Source organism: Streptococcus vulneris, from assembly GCF_019218685.1.
GTDB lineage: Bacteria > Bacillota > Bacilli > Lactobacillales > Streptococcaceae > Streptococcus > Streptococcus vulneris.
In genome coordinates this window covers 1-15,739 of the sequence record NZ_JAHUZC010000011.1, presented here as the reverse complement: position 1 = coordinate 15,739, position 15,739 = coordinate 1, and the positions used below count along the sequence as shown (strand labels likewise).

Here is a 15,739-nt window from a genome sequence, read left to right as displayed (position 1 = left end):
GAATATGGATTTTGAAAAGTTTGAAAAAAATAATAGGTTTCAACTACTAAGAAATAAAATATTAAGAATAAGTGATGGTGACCTAGTAAAAAAAGACTTAATCTCAGGATTAATGCTATTAAGTGTAATTGCTTATATTTTAGGAACTATAAAATTTTTCTGGGATAATTTTTTGGCAGTTTTATTTAATGATTTAATTATCTATGCAACTGTTTTGCATACTAATATTAAACAACTACTCAATTATTTAATAGGGTATTCTACGAGAATAGATTTGAGTGAATTTCCTGAATTAAAGGTTCCAAATATTGGAAATCCGTTTAATGTTTTCGGTGTCCTAATAATAAGAATAATAATTGTTGGTATTATACTTTTCGTCATTTCTTTAATGTTTAAGCAAGAAAGTTTCATTAATCAAATAATTAAAAGTCTTGCAATAATTATCTCATCAGTTATAGTTTATGGTGAATATCAGATTACAATATTCATTGGAGTAATTATCATTTCAATCACTCTAACACAACTTGGTAAAGGGAGTGTATATAGGTTTCTATGCAATATAATCCTATTTCTAGGGCCATTAAATCTTATAGAGAATGATAGATTTGATGGAAAACAAATAAATACGATAAAAACATTAGTTCAAGTTCTAGCATGCTATATAATTTCTTTAATAGTTTCCGTGCTATTTAAACTACCATTTGGTATTTGTCTGTTGTTAGTCTTAGTTTTAGTAATGAGATTCGGCCTACAATTTCAAACAAAGAATCCGCATTTAGAAATTATATTAAAATTCATTATCTATGTTACAGTATTTACTACTGTATTGTTAACTGAACAAATAAAGGATAGTGTAAGCATCTTTACGGTATTATTTGCGTTATATTTTGCGCTTGATAGATTTTTTAGTTTATACAATGAAATAGAGACTCTTGTAAAAAAAGATGAAATTAATTATTATTTGTACTTTGATAATTCATTTGAACTTTTAGAGCAAAAATATTTAACAGATGAATTTTTAGTAGCTACAATTGCTGAAATAGATGAGATTAAATTATTGGGTCAATTAATAATAAGAACAGAACTTGATATGAAAGATAGTTTCGAAAAATTATTACAATTAATTAGAGAAAAAAGAAAAATAGAGTATGAGAATTACCAGTTATTAATAATATCACTTGGATATAGAATAAAGAAAAAGGAAAATGGAAAACTTACAATAATAGATTTCATTAAAAACAAATTAAATGATGAAAAATTGTTAGACAACCAAAAAGTATTTCCAATTGAATTTTTAGTTCTCTATGGTGAGGAATTAAAAGTGAAAAAACAATATAAAAGAGCTACTAAATTTTTGAGATTTTCAGGATTTTATAGTTCGTATCATTATATAGAAAGCTATAATGAATGTATAAAAAAAATAGATAATGCACAAAATTAATTTTTAAGATATAAAAAATTTAATTTAGTTCAGTTTATGGTAGCTAAAGAAACAAAAAAGACTATTTTTTCTATGTTTACATAAAAAGAATGTTGATTTATCAGCATTCTTTTTTATTTCAAATGTATTCACAGAATTATTTATAGGGGGGGAAAATTGATATCCAAAGGAGGTAATTTGACATCGATTAAATTTGATGCAATTGCTGGACCAATAGGAGCATTTGCTGGTGCAATTATAGGAGGAATTGCAGGAGGAATAGGAGCAAAAGCAATTGCAGATCAATTCATAGAAGACGATTGTGTGGAAATGTTTGCTCAATTAAAAGAAGAGTTTATTGATGTTGTGATGGTTATTTCGCTATCTCAGAAAGAGTTTAATAAAATCCAAGAAGATGTCTTTAATGAACAATTAGAAAATTTACTGAAGGACATGTTCCAGAGGAAAGAAAATAGTCGAACTTATGCGAAAGAGTTTGTTGAGGAAAAAGTTAAATCTGTCATAAAAGATAGAAAACGAGTTGAATTGAAGGAAATTATTGAGGCTGTTCAAGTAATAAATGATGTTTAAGATTCATCGGAATCAGGATGGAAACAAAATGATGGTGCTTGGTACTGTCTAAATAATAGCGGTTCTTTAGCAAGGGGTTGGATTCAAGATAATGAACATTGGTACTATCTAAGTGATGATGGAGTCCTTGTAACAGGTTGGTTTAAGTATAATGATATCTGGTATTACTTGAAAGATAATGGAGCTATGGCGACAGGTTGGATTCAAGATTCAGGGAAATGGTATTATTTAAATGAAGACGGATCAATGGTAACAGGTTGGTACCAAGTTGGAGAAAAATGGTATTATTTATATTCTTCAGGAGAACTCGCAGTTAATACTACCATAGACGGGTATAGAGTTAATGAAAATGGGGAATGTGTTGATTAAATTGAATATTTGAGATGAAATCATTTTTAATACTAACCTACCCATTGGGTGGGTTTTTTGGTGTTTTAAGGAGACTATTCAGCCAGAATTTTGGACTAATACTCTTCGAAAATCTCTTCAAACCACATCAGCTTCGACTTGCCGTAGGTATATGATACTGACTTCGTCAGTTCCATCCACAACCTCAAAACAGTGTTTTGAGCTGACTTCGTCAGTTCTATCTACAACCTCAAAGCAGTGTTTTGAGCAACCTACGGCTAGCTTCCTAGTTTGCTCTTTAATTTTCATTGAGTATAAAAATACCATTTTAAGAGAGAAATCTCTAATTTTATAATCTGTAGGCAAACGCTTGCATTCTAGTTTTTATTGGACTATAATAGGTTGGTATAAAGCCTTCAGTAGCAATAAAATGTAGAAGGTGTAGAAAGTAGGGATTTAGAATATTTGTATGCAAAATACAATGTTGCTATTCCTTGCGATAGGGAGATAGATATGGCAATGATAGAAGTGGAACATCTTCAGAAAAATTTTGTGAAGACTGTTAAGGAACCGGGATTGAAGGGGGCTTTGCGTTCTTTTATTCATCCTGAAAAGCAGACTTTTGAAGCCGTCAAGGATTTAACATTTGAGGTTCCAAAAGGGCAGATTTTAGGCTTCATCGGAGCTAATGGTGCTGGGAAGTCGACAACTATTAAAATGCTGACAGGGATTTTGAAACCGACATCTGGTTTTTGTCGGATTAATGGCAAGATTCCCCAGGACAATCGTCAAGATTATGTCAAAGATATTGGCGTCGTTTTCGGACAACGTACCCAGCTATGGTGGGATTTGGCTCTGCAAGAGACCTACACGGTTTTAAAGGAGATTTACGATGTGCCAGATTCGCTCTTCCATAAGCGCATGGATTTTTTGAATGAAGTCTTGGATTTGAAGGACTTTATCAAGGACCCCGTGCGAACTCTTTCACTGGGACAGCGCATGCGGGCGGACATTGCAGCTTCCTTGCTTCACAATCCCAAGGTTCTCTTTTTAGATGAGCCGACCATTGGTTTGGACGTTTCGGTCAAGGATAACATTCGTCGGGCTATTACTCAGATCAATCAGGAGGAAGAAACCACCATTCTCTTGACTACCCATGACTTAAGTGATATTGAGCAACTTTGTGATCGAATTTTTATGATTGACAAGGGGCAGGAGATTTTTGATGGAACGGTGAGCCAGCTCAAGGAAACCTTTGGCAAGATGAAGACACTCTCCTTTGAACTGCTACCAGGTCAAAGTCATCTCGTTTCTCATTATGAAGGCTTTTCGGATATGACAATTGATAGACAGGGGAATAGCCTCAACATTGAATTCGATAGTTCACGCTACCAGTCAGCTGACATTATCAAGCAAACCCTGTCTGATTTTGAAATCCGCGATTTGAAAATGGTGGATACAGATATCGAGGATATTATCCGCCGCTTCTACAGAAAGGAGCTCTAAGATGGTCAAATTGTGGAGACGTTATAAACCCTTTATTAATGCAGGGATTCAGGAGTTGATTACCTATCGAGTCAACTTTATTCTCTATCGGATTGGCGATGTCATGGGAGCTTTTGTGGCCTTTTATCTCTGGAAGGCTGTCTTTGATTCCTCACAGGAGTCCTTGATTCAGGGCTTTAGTATGGCAGATATCACCCTCTACATCATCATGAGTTTTGTAACCAATCTTCTGACTAGATCCGATTCTTCCTTTATGATTGGGGAGGAGGTCAAGGATGGTTCTATCATCATGCGCTTGTTGAGACCGGTGCATTTTGCGGCCTCATATCTTTTCACCGAGCTTGGGTCCAAGTGGTTGATTTTTATCTCTGTTGGCCTTCCATTTTTAAGTGTCATCGTGTTGATGAAAATCTTATCTGGGCAAGGCGTTGTTGAAGTGTTGGGTTTAACTGTCCTTTATCTCTTTAGTCTAACGCTAGCTTATCTGATTAACTTTTTCTTTAATATTTGCTTTGGATTTTCAGCCTTTGTGTTTAAAAATCTTTGGGGTTCCAATCTACTCAAGACTTCCATAGTGGCCTTTATGTCTGGAAGTTTGATTCCCTTGGCTTTCTTTCCAAAGATCGTTTCAGATATTCTGTCCTTCTTGCCTTTTTCATCCTTGATTTATACTCCGGTCATGATCATTGTTGGGAAATACGATGCCAGTCAGATGATTCAGGCGCTCGCTTTGCAGTTTTTCTGGCTCTTAGTGATGGTGGGTTTGTCTCAGTTGATTTGGAAACGAGTCCAGTCCTTTATCACCATTCAAGGAGGTTAGTATGAAAAAATATCAGCGTATGCATCTGATTTTTATCAGACAATATATCAAGCAAATCATGGAATACAAGGTGGATTTTGTGGTTGGTGTCTTGGGAGTTTTTCTGACCCAAGGCTTGAATCTCTTGTTTCTCAATGTCATCTTTCAACATATCCCCTCGCTAGAAGGCTGGTCCTTCCAAGAGATTGCCTTTATCTATGGTTTTTCCTTGATTCCCAAGGGACTGGACCATCTCTTTTTTGACAATCTCTGGGCACTAGGGCAACGCCTAGTCCGAAAAGGGGAGTTTGACAAATACCTGACTCGTCCTATCAATCCTCTCTTTCACATCCTGGTTGAGACTTTTCAGATTGATGCTTTGGGAGAACTCTTGGTTGGTGGCATTTTACTAGCAACAACTGTGACCAGCATTGCCTGGACTCTTCCCAAATTCCTGATTTTTCTAGTCTGTATTCCTTTTGCGACCTTGATCTATACTTCTTTGAAAATCGCAACAGCCAGTATCGCTTTTTGGACCAAGCAATCAGGTGCCATGATCTACATTTTCTATATGTTTAATGATTTTGCCAAGTATCCCATTTCAATTTATAATTCATTTCTTCGTTGGTTAATCAGTTTTATTGTACCTTTTGCCTTTACGGCATACTATCCTGCCAGCTATTTCTTGCAGGATAAGGATGTGTTCTTTAACATCGGAGGTTTGATGTTGATTTCCCTTGTCTTCTTTGCCATTTCCCTTAAACTTTGGGATAGGGGCTTGGATGCTTACGAAAGTGCCGGTTCGTAAATAATAGAATATCAAAGCCTTGTCTCAGGACAGGCTTTTTTTAATAGAGATGAAAATTTCTTGACACCTATTCTCAGAGTGCTATACTGTATGTGTAATCGCCGATTTAGCTCAGTTGGTAGAGCAAGGCACTCGTAAAGCCTAGGTCACAGGTGAATAAATGATCGAATATCTGAAAAATTTATATATAGAAAATAACCGTTAAGCCTTTTTCTTAGCGGTTATTTCTATTATTTAATAGCATTGATATTTCATTAATTATGTCTGTCTCTGTGATTCTGGTAGTGCTTCAACTTGATTGCTACTATTTTTGATGGTGTGAATGTGCTGATAATGTATCTCAGTTAAGTACGAAATTTTTATATCTTTTTTAACACATATTAAAAATAAAATTAATATCCCTTAATTTTTCTTGACTTAAATTTTTTAAATTGATATACTATTTTTCAGAGAGCTAACAATTATATATAAATGTACTACTCTATTTCCTAGATAACACTTAGTAAAACTTTTTATAACAAAGGCTAGCAAAGTTAAAGTTTTCTATCTATTGGAAGTTAAATAAATATGTAAGGAATTAAAATGAAAAAAAGTACAGTATTGTCATTAACCACAGCTGCAGTTATTTTAGCAGCATATGTCCCTAATGAGGTAGTCTTAGCAGATACATCTAGTTCTGAAGATGCTTTAAGTATCTCTGATAAAGAAAAAGTAGTAGATAAACAAAAAGAAAACAAAGAAAAACATGAAGATATTCATAATGCTATAGAAACTTCAAAGGATACTGAAGAGAAGAAAACAACAGTTATTGAGGAAAAAGAAGTTGTTAGTAAAGAATCTGTGGTAAACAATAAAACTAACAATGAAAAAGCAACAATCAAAAAAGAAGATTCCAATCAATACAAAGGAGATAATGCAGACTCGTCTGCAAGTAAAGACACGGAAAGTCCCAAAAAAGAAGATAGAGTTGTCTATATTGCTGAATTTAAAGATAAAGAATCTGGAGAAAAAGCAATCAAGGAACTATCAAATCTTAAGAATACAAAGGTTTTATATACTTATGATAGAATTTTTAACGGTAGCGCTATTGAAACAACCAAAGATACTCTGGACAAAATTAAACTAATAGAAGGTATTTCATCGGTTGAACGATCACAAAAAGTCCAACCTATGATGAATCATGCTAGAAAAGAAATTGGAGTTGAAGAGGCAATCGATTACCTAAAATCTATCAATGCACCATTTGGTAAAAATTTTGATGGTAGAGGTATGGTCATTTCAAACATCGATACTGGGACTGATTATAGACATAAGGCTATGAGAATCGATGATGATGCCAAAAGCTCAATGAAATTTAAAAAAGAAGACTTAAAAGGTACTGATAAAAATTTCTGGTTGAGTGATAAAATTCCTCATGCTTTCAATTATTATAATGGTGGTAAAATTACTGTAGAAAAAGCTGATGATGGAAGCGATTATTTTGATCCACATGGGATGCATATTGCAGGGATTCTTGCGGGAAATGATACTGAAAAAGATATCAAAAACTTTAACGGAATAGATGGAATTGCTCCTAATGCACAGATCTTCTCTTATAAAATGTACTCTGACGTAGGGTCTGGGTTCGCAGGAGATGAAACAATGTTTCATGCTATTGAAGATTCAATCAAACACAATGTCGATGTTGTTTCGGTATCATCTGGCTTTACAGGAACGGGCCTTGTAGGTGAGAAATATTGGCAAGCTATTAGGGCGTTAAGAAAAGCAGGCATTCCAATGGTCGTAGCTACAGGTAACTATGCAACTTCTGCTTCAAGTTCTTCATGGGATTTAGTGGCAAATAATAATCTGAAAATGACCGACACTGGAAATGTAACACGAACTGCAGCACATGAAGATGCGATAGCAGTTGCTTCTGCTAAAAATCAAACAGTTGAGTTTGACAAAGTTAAGATTGGAGGAGAAAGTTTTAAATACAGAAATATAGGGGCCTTTTTCGATAAGAATAAAATCATAACAAACGAAGATGGTTCAAAAGCTCCTAGTAAATTGAAATTTGTATATATAGGCAAAGGTCAAGACCAAGATTTGATAGGTTTGGATCTTAAGGGCAAAATTGCAGTAATGGATAGAATTTATACAAAGGATTTAAAAAATGCTTTTAAACGAGCAACGGATAAGGGCGCACGCGCCATTATGGTTGTAAATACTGTAAATTACTACAATAGAGATAATTGGACAGAGCTCCCAGCTATGGGATATGAGGAGGATGAAGGAACTACTAGTCAAGTTTTCTCAATTTCAGGAGATGATGGTGTAAAGTTATGGAACATGATTAACCCTGATAAAAAAACTAAAGTCAAAAAAAATAATAAAGAAGATTTTAAAGATAAATTGGAGCAATACTATCCAATTGATATGGCAAGCTATAATTCTAATAAACCGAATGTAGGTGATGAAAAAGAAATTGACTTTAAGTTTGCATCTGACACAGACAAAGAACTGTATAAAGAAGATATCATAGTTCCAGCAGGGTCCACATCTTGGGGACCGAGAACAGATTTACTTTTAAAACCTGATGTTTCAGCACCTGGTAAAAATATTAAATCCACTCTCAATGTCATTAATGGGAAATCAACTTATGGCTATATGTCAGGAACTAGTATGGCAACTCCAATCGTAGCAGCTTCTACTGTCTTGATTAGACCAAAGTTAAAGGAAATGCTTGAAAGACCTGTATTGAAAAATCTTAAGGGAGATGACAAAATAGATCTTACAAGTCTTACAAAAATAGCCCTACAAAATACTGCACGTCCTATGATGGATGCGACTTCTTGGAAAGAAAAAAGTCAATACTTTGCATCACCTAGACAACAGGGGGCAGGGCTAATTAATGTTGCCAATGCTTTGAGAAATGAAGTCGTAGCGACTTTTAAAAACACGGATTCTAAAGGTTTGGTAAACTCTTATGGTTCTATTTCTCTTAAAGAAATAAAAGGAGATAAAAAATATTTTACAATTAAGCTTCACAATACATCAAACAGACCTTTGACCTTTAAAGTTTCAGCATCAACTGTAACTACAGATGCTCTAACTGACAGACTCAAACTGGATGAAACATATAAAGACGAAAAATCACCAGATGGGAAGCAAATTGTTCCAGAAATCCACCCAGAAAAAGTCAAAGGAGCAAATATTACATTTGAGCATGATACTTTCACTATAAGCCCAAATTCTAGCTTTGATTTAAATGCGGTTATAAACGTTGGAGAAGCTAAAAATAAAAATAAATTTGTAGAATCATTTATTCATTTTGAGTCAGTGGAAGAAATGGAAGCTTTAAACTCCAATGGGAAGAAAACAAATTTCCAACCTTCTTTATCGATGCCTCTAATGGGATTTGCTGGGAATTGGAACCACGAACCAATCCTTGATAAATGGGCCTGGGAAGAAGGTTCAAAATCAAAAACAATGGAAGGTTATGATGATGATGGCAAACCAAAAATTCCAGGAACCTTAAATAAGGGAATTGGTGGAGAACATGGTATAGATAAATTTAATCCAGCAGGAGTTATACAAAATAGAAAAGATAAAAATACAACATCCCTAGATCAAAATCCAGAATTATTTGCTTTCAATAACGAAGGGATCAACGCACCATCATCAAGTGGTTCTAAGATTGCTAAAATTTATCCTTTAGATTCAAATGGAAATCCTCAAGATGCTCAACTTGAGAGAGGATTAACACCTTCTCCACTTGTATTAAGAAGTGCAGAAGAAGGATTGATTTCAATAGTGAATACAAATAAAGAGGGAGAAAATCAAATCGACTTAAAAGTCATTTCGAGAGAACACTTTGTTAAAGGAATTTTAAACTCTAAAAGAAATGATGCAAAGGGAATCAAATCTTCTAAGCTAAAAGTTTGGGGCGACTTGAAATGGGATGGACTCATCTATAATCCTAGAGGGAAAGAAGAAAATGCACCAGAAAGCAAGGATACCAAAGATCCTGCTACTAAGATAAGAGGTCAATTTGAGCCAATTGCAGAAGGTCAATATTTCTATAAATTTAAATATAGATTAACTAAAGATTATCCATGGCAGGTTTCCTATATTCCTGTAAAAATTGATAACACAGCACCTAAGATTGTTTCTGTTGATTTTTCAAATCCTGAAAAAATTAAGTTGATTACAAAGGATACTTATCATAAGGTAAAAGAGCAATACAAGAATGAAACTTTATTTGCGAGAGATCAGAAAGAACATCCTGAAAAATTTGACGAGATTGCCAACGAAGTTTGGTATGCAGGAGCCGCTCTTGTTAATGAAGATGGAGAGGTTGAAAAAAATCTTGAGGTCACTTATGCAGGTGAGGGTCAAGGAAGAAATAGAAAACTTGACAAAGACGGAAATACCATTTATGAAATTAATGGTGCAGGAGATTTAAGAGGAAAAATCATTGAAGTCATTGCATTAGATGGCTCTAGCAATTTCACAAAGATTCATAGAATTAAATTTGCTGATCATGCTGATGAAAAGGGGATGATTTCCTATTATCTAGTAGATCCTGATCAGGATTCATCTAAATACCAAAAGCTTGGAGAGATTGCCGAATCTAAATTTAAAAATTTAGAAAATAGAAAAGAGGACAGTCTTAAAAAAGATACAACTGAAGTAGAACATCATCAAGAAAATGAAGAGGCTACCGAAGAAAAATCTAGCTTTACTATCAATAAAGCCATTTCAACAATTAGAGATTTTGAAAGCAAAGACTTAAAAAAACTCATTAAAAAGAAATTTAGAGAAGTTGATGACTTTACAAGTGAAACTGGTAAGAGGACAGAAGAATACGATTATAAATACGATGATAAGGGAAATATCATTGCTTATGACGATGGTAGTGCCTTAGAATATGAAACTGAAAAACTTGACGAAATAAAATCAAAAATTTATGGTGTTCTAAGCCCGTCTAAAGATGGACACTTTGAAATTCTTGGAAAGATAAGTAATGTTTCTAAAAATGCCAAGGTATATTATGGCAATAATTATAAATCGATAGAAATCAAAACGACCAAGTATGATTCCCACTCAAAAACGATGACATTTGATTTATACGCTAATGTTAATGATATTGTGGATGGATTAGCTTTTGCAGGAGATATGAGATTCTTTGTTAAAGATGATGATCAGATAAAAGCTGAGACTAAAATTAGAATGCCTGAAAAAAATAAGGAAACTAAAACGGAATATCCCTATGCATCAAGTTATGGGAATGTAATAGAATTAGGAGAAGGAGATCTTTCAAAAAATAAACCAACCAATTTAACGGACATGGAATCTGGTAAAATCTATGCTGATTCAGAAAAACAACAATATCTATTAAAGGATAACATCATTCTAAGAAAAGGCTATGCACTAAAAGTGACTACCTATAATCCTGGAAAAACGGATATGTTAGAAGGAAATGGAGTTTATAGCCAGGAAGATATAGCAAAAATCCAAAAGGCCAATCCTAATCTAAGAGTCTTATCAGAAAAAATAATTTATGCTGATAGTAGAAATGTTGAAGATGGAAGAAGTACTCAATCAGTATTGATGTCGGCTTTGGACGGCTTTAACATTGTAAGGTATCAAGTGTTTACATTTAAAATGAATGATAAAGGGGAAGCAATCGATAAAGATGGAAATCTTGTGACAGATTCTTCTAAACTGGTATTATTTGGTAAGGATGGTAAAGAGTATACTGGGGAGGATAGGTCCAATGTAGAAGCTATAAAAGAAGATGGCTCTACATTATTTATTGATGCAAAACCAGTAAATCTTTCAATGGACAAGAACTACTTTAATCCATCTAAATCTAATAAAATTTATGTACGAAATCCAGAATTTTATTTAAGAGGTAAGATTTCTGATAAGGGTGGTTTTAACTGGGAGTTGAGAGTTAATGAATCGGTTGTAGATAATTATTTAATCTATGGAGATTTACACATTGATAACACTAGAGATTTTAACATTAAGCTTAATGTTAAAGACGGTGACATCATGGACTGGGGGATGAAAGACTATAAAGCAAACGGATTCCCAGATAAGGTAACAGACATGGATGGAAATGTTTATCTTCAAACTGGCTATAGCGATTTGAATGCGAAAGCGGTTGGAGTACACTATCAATTTTTATATGATAATGTTAAACCAGAAGTAAACATTGATCCAAAAGGAAATACTAGTATCGAATATGCTAAGGGAAAATCTGTAGTCTTTAATATTAATGATAAAAGAAATAATGGATTCGATGGTGAGATTCAAGAACAACATATTTATGTAAATGGAAAAGAATATAAATCATTTGCTGATATTAAACAAATAGCAGATAAGGCACTAAACATTAAGATAGTTGTAAAAGATTTTGCAAGAAATACAACCGTAAAAGAATTCATTTTAAACAAAGATACGGGAGAGGTAAGCGAACTAAAACCTCATACAGTAACTGTGACCATTCAAAATGGAAAAGAAATGAGTTCAACGATAGTGTCGGAAGAAGATTTCATTTTACCTGTCTATAAGGGGGAATTAGAAAAAGGATATCAATTTGACGGCTGGGAAATTGCTGGTTTCGAAGGGAAAAAAGACGCTGGATATGTTCTTAATCTATCAAAAGATACCCTTATAAAACCTGTATTCAAGAAAATAGAGGAGAAAAAGGAGGAGGAAAATAAACCTACTTTTGATGTATCCAAAAAGAAAGATAACCCACAGGTAAATCCTAGCCAATTAAATCAAAGCCATAGAAAAGAGGACTTACAAAGAGCAAATCATTCACAAAAATCTGATTCAACTAAGGATGTTACAACTACAGTTCTTGATAAAAACTTTGAAAATAAGAAGGAAGTCTATCTTAATAAACAAGCGAACATAGCTAATAAACATACTAACATTGATAGTAAGTCGGATACTAACCATTCTGACAGGTTGCCAAAAACCGGAACAGTTAGAGCAGTTCTTACACCATTTATTGCTGGAATATTGTTTATAGTAGGAGCACTTCTTGGATTGAAGAAAAAAGATCAAGATTAAGACAAAATCTATAGAAAAAATGTTTATGTGTTGAGATTAGATACTGTGATGGTTAAACAGTTTGTTGACAATTACTATTTAATACTTAATTCTTAAGTTTACATTGATAATTATACACTTTTAGAATGTATTAATGGACTTCATTTAGATAACAAAAAATCTTCTTATTACAGATAGGAAGATTTTTTGGATTTTACCAATTTCATAAAATACAGTATCGAACTATATATTAAAAACTGTGCTTTTACAATTGTAGTAAAAACTCAAGATTTATTTGATGAAGTACAGGCTATATGAAATATGATAAGTAAATATGCCTATTAGATTTTTTATAAACATAATATAAGTGAATAATATGAAAGGATAGCTCCTTTTCATTATCATAGTTAGACTATAAAAATATATAAAATTCTTAAAAATTATGGTATAATTTATGTTAATAAATTCGATATAGAGTTTAATGGATGATTCTATTGCTGCCAATATTTAAGGGTTAGTTGATTGGTTTTCTTTTGAAAATCCATCCATTCATGGATACTGACAAATCTTACGAATTTGTTTAAGATATAGGTGAAATATAGTGAAAAATGGGAGGAATACTATGACTAAGAAACATTTTGAAGAGAAAAATGGTCCGAAATCAACTGTATCGAAGGTAGTGAAAGGAACTTCTCCATCTAAGATTAGGGGCAAGTTTTTTAAAATAAAAGTCTATATTGGCATTGCCATTAGTCTCTTGGTCGTTGCAATCCTAGCAAGCCTCTTCTTATTCTCACCTAACGCAAAGAAAGAGTCAAATGAAGCCATTTCTTCAGTTGCTAAAAAAGAGAACACAAGTAAAGAAGCGATAGATACTTCGAAAGCGTCTGAGAATGAGAAGAAGAAAGAAGAGGAGATTCAAAAACTCAAGGAACAGCTAACCAGTTTAGATAGCAAGGTCTCTGAGTCAGAGAAGGTAGTTGACAAGCTAAAAGAAGAAACTGCAGTTCCGAAACTGGATATTGAAGCATTAAGAAATAATGATTTATCTAGTTTGAAAGGCACATGGCGTACACCGTCGGGCAATGAATATGTCATTAATGAGTCTGGTGAAATTTATATAACTAGCTTTAGAGATGGTCAAAAATTTGAATATACTGTTGAATTGGACAATAGTTACTCTCATCTGAAAAATCGAAGTTCAGATTCCAACTTTAAAGAAGTTGAAAGTCTAAGTGCACACACTAAAGGTTCTGTCGCAGGAGGATTTGTGGTAGTTGCCGTACCAAGTGGAGTTGTCATGCAACCTGGTGATGATGGAAAACTGACAGATAAAAGCAATCATGACGAGGAGAGACTGTTTGCAGGACAGCAGTATGAAGCGATGTTGTCGAGACCAGAAGATGTTTATTATCGTGTAAAACCAGATACTAGTAAACTTGAGGAAGAGGAGAAGAATTTAGCTCAACTACAGGCTGAACGCGAAGCAATCAAAACTTCTCTAGAATCTAAGGAAAAGAAAAATAATAACTAGAGAAAACTCGTTTAGAATCTAACTTTCGATTGTTTTAGTTCAGAAATACTGTTGCAATCGCTAGAATGAAGAAGCTCATTAGGGCTTCTTTTCTTTTATCTTAACACTTCAACCACTTAGACTGATATAGAGACCAGATAGGCAAAAGAACTTGTTCTTGAAACTGACCTCTGCTATAATGATTTTTGTAAGGGACGTGAGGCGTCACTATCAGATAACTCAAGTTCATAAAAAAGCAATTGGAGATAAAAATGAAAAAATTATTAGGTATTGGATTCTTGCTAGTTTCAGCTTTGGTTTTGTATTTTGGTTCTGTTGGATGGCCAAGTTTGGATGTCAACCTATGGTCACTGATTCCGGTAGGACTGTTCCTCTTTTTCACTCTAGAGAATTTTTTGAAAAAAGACTACAAGGCTAGTCTGATGTGTTTAATTATTGCTTTTATCATTGCAAATGCAATTTTAGACCTTTTGCCAATTTCAAGTGGCTTGGTAATTGGAGCGGGCGTACTAGCTTGCATTGGTATTGGATACCTCTTTCCTGATAAAGATACAAAAGAAGACAAATAGAAAAGGCCTCGAGGTTTCTCGAGACCCTTTTTTACTTACCAGCGTAATATTTTTGAATTCCTTTCACGATACCTGCTACAAGCTTATCTTGATAGTGGCTATCTCGAATCTGTTGATTTTCAGCGAAATTATCTATATAACCAAGCTCTAGGAGGACGGCTGGTTTAGCAGTTTCTCGAAGAACGGCAAAGCTTCTTTCCAATAAACCAGCATCTTTAGCACCAGTCTCAGCTAACAATGAAGAGTGGATAGCGGCTGCAAGACGCTTGCTCTCACTCATACGGTCAGGATGGTTATGCCAGTATGGGTTGATTTTACTTGGATAATCAGGATCATCACTATAGGAATAGGTTTGAATACCGCTAGCTCTAGAGTACGCGCTGCCAGTCGCATTGAAGTGAATACTAATAAAGATATCAGAGTTAGTCTTGTTAACCATACGAGAACGCTCTGTAACAAAATCTACATCAATATCACTATCACGTGAAGTAAGAACTTTGTAGCCAAGTTCTTCTAACTTTTTGCGTAATTTACGATACACCTGCATGTTGAGGTCTTTTTCAGCAACATTGTAATAGTATGCACCTGAGTCTCTTCCACCATGTCCTGGATCTAAAAAGATGGTTTTACTGTATTGGCCTTTTACAAAACCAACTTCTTTTGAGACCTCAGAAATCCATTGACCATTTTTGTGGAATAGATGGTCTTTACCGTCAATTTTGTAAGTTCCGGAAACATAATGTCCATTATCATCTAAGTAGTAGTGAGCCTTATAAGTGTCGTCGTAAATCCACTCTTTTTTAGCCATATAACCACCAGCTTTGAGATAGTAAGCTCCAATCCATTCTTTTGATGCATACATTCCACCACGCTTCAAAAAGAACCAACTGTTATAGTTTTTATCAAATATCCATTCATTATCAGCCATGGCTCCACTTGATTTTAAATAATAATTACCTTGCCATTGGTTACTAGACATAATACCTATTTTGTCAAAATAGTACCAAACTCCATTAATTTTCTCCCATTTATTCTGAGAAATTTTTCCAGAAGAATTAGCGAAGTACCAATGTTTATCAATGAGAACCCATTTGTTTTCAGCCATGGCTCC

At 34.0% G+C, this 15,739-nt stretch carries 9 protein-coding genes and 1 pseudogene; 9 read left to right on the top strand and 1 reads right to left on the bottom strand.

Annotated features, from left to right (window positions below):
• Positions 1-4: 4 nt before the first annotated feature.
• The 9 genes and pseudogenes from KUA57_RS07670 to KUA57_RS07635 all read left to right on the top strand — a co-directional run bounded on the left by KUA57_RS07670 (position 5) and on the right by KUA57_RS07635 (position 14,628).
• Complete coding sequence (locus KUA57_RS07670) at positions 5-1,441, top strand: beta-carotene 15,15'-monooxygenase (protein ID WP_218494003.1); 1,437 nt, start codon at positions 5-7, stop codon at positions 1,439-1,441.
• 177 nt (positions 1,442-1,618) lie between these two features.
• Positions 1,619-2,011 carry a hypothetical protein gene (locus tag KUA57_RS09645; protein ID WP_250646339.1) on the top strand — a complete coding sequence of 131 codons (393 nt, stop codon included), beginning with the start codon at positions 1,619-1,621 and terminating at the stop codon, positions 2,009-2,011.
• Positions 2,012-2,014: 3 nt separating this feature from the next.
• Positions 2,015-2,380, top strand: a pseudogene (locus KUA57_RS09640) (N-acetylmuramoyl-L-alanine amidase family protein); the annotation flags it as partial.
• A 492-nt stretch (positions 2,381-2,872) separates the two neighbouring features.
• Positions 2,873-3,865: an ABC transporter ATP-binding protein gene (locus tag KUA57_RS07660; RefSeq protein WP_001240792.1), complete on the top strand. Its 993-nt coding sequence runs from the start codon at positions 2,873-2,875 to the stop codon at positions 3,863-3,865.
• Between the two features lies 1 nt (position 3,866).
• Positions 3,867-4,685: an ABC transporter permease gene (locus KUA57_RS07655; protein ID WP_218494002.1), complete on the top strand. Its 819-nt coding sequence runs from the start codon at positions 3,867-3,869 to the stop codon at positions 4,683-4,685.
• A 1-nt stretch (position 4,686) separates the two neighbouring features.
• Positions 4,687-5,472: an ABC transporter permease gene (locus tag KUA57_RS07650; RefSeq protein ID WP_218494001.1), complete on the top strand. Its 786-nt coding sequence runs from the start codon at positions 4,687-4,689 to the stop codon at positions 5,470-5,472.
• A 582-nt stretch (positions 5,473-6,054) separates the two neighbouring features.
• A complete protein-coding gene (locus KUA57_RS07645; RefSeq protein WP_218494000.1) occupies positions 6,055-12,546 on the top strand; it encodes a S8 family serine peptidase in 6,492 nt (2,163 codons plus the stop codon).
• 601 nt (positions 12,547-13,147) lie between these two features.
• Positions 13,148-14,059 carry a DUF6287 domain-containing protein gene (locus KUA57_RS07640; RefSeq protein ID WP_185756780.1) on the top strand — a complete coding sequence of 304 codons (912 nt, stop codon included), beginning with the start codon at positions 13,148-13,150 and terminating at the stop codon, positions 14,057-14,059.
• Between the two features lie 251 nt (positions 14,060-14,310).
• Positions 14,311-14,628, top strand: a complete 318-nt coding sequence (locus tag KUA57_RS07635; protein ID WP_004269832.1) for a hypothetical protein — start codon at positions 14,311-14,313, stop codon at positions 14,626-14,628.
• 31 nt (positions 14,629-14,659) lie between these two features.
• On the opposite strand, the gene KUA57_RS07630 is transcribed toward KUA57_RS07635, so the two are convergent.
• A partial coding sequence (locus tag KUA57_RS07630) for an N-acetylmuramoyl-L-alanine amidase (protein WP_218493999.1) occupies positions 14,660-15,739 on the bottom strand: 1,080 nt, incomplete at its 5' end.

Coding starts and splice junctions, on each gene's coding strand:
- KUA57_RS07670 (WP_218494003.1), top strand. CDS start 5: ATGGATTTTGAAAAGTTTGAAAAAAATAATAGGTTTCAACTACTAAGA.
- KUA57_RS07660 (WP_001240792.1), top strand. CDS start 2,873: ATGGCAATGATAGAAGTGGAACATCTTCAGAAAAATTTTGTGAAGACT.
- KUA57_RS07655 (WP_218494002.1), top strand. CDS start 3,867: ATGGTCAAATTGTGGAGACGTTATAAACCCTTTATTAATGCAGGGATT.
- KUA57_RS07650 (WP_218494001.1), top strand. CDS start 4,687: ATGAAAAAATATCAGCGTATGCATCTGATTTTTATCAGACAATATATC.
- KUA57_RS07645 (WP_218494000.1), top strand. CDS start 6,055: ATGAAAAAAAGTACAGTATTGTCATTAACCACAGCTGCAGTTATTTTA.
- KUA57_RS07640 (WP_185756780.1), top strand. CDS start 13,148: ATGACTAAGAAACATTTTGAAGAGAAAAATGGTCCGAAATCAACTGTA.
- KUA57_RS07635 (WP_004269832.1), top strand. CDS start 14,311: ATGAAAAAATTATTAGGTATTGGATTCTTGCTAGTTTCAGCTTTGGTT.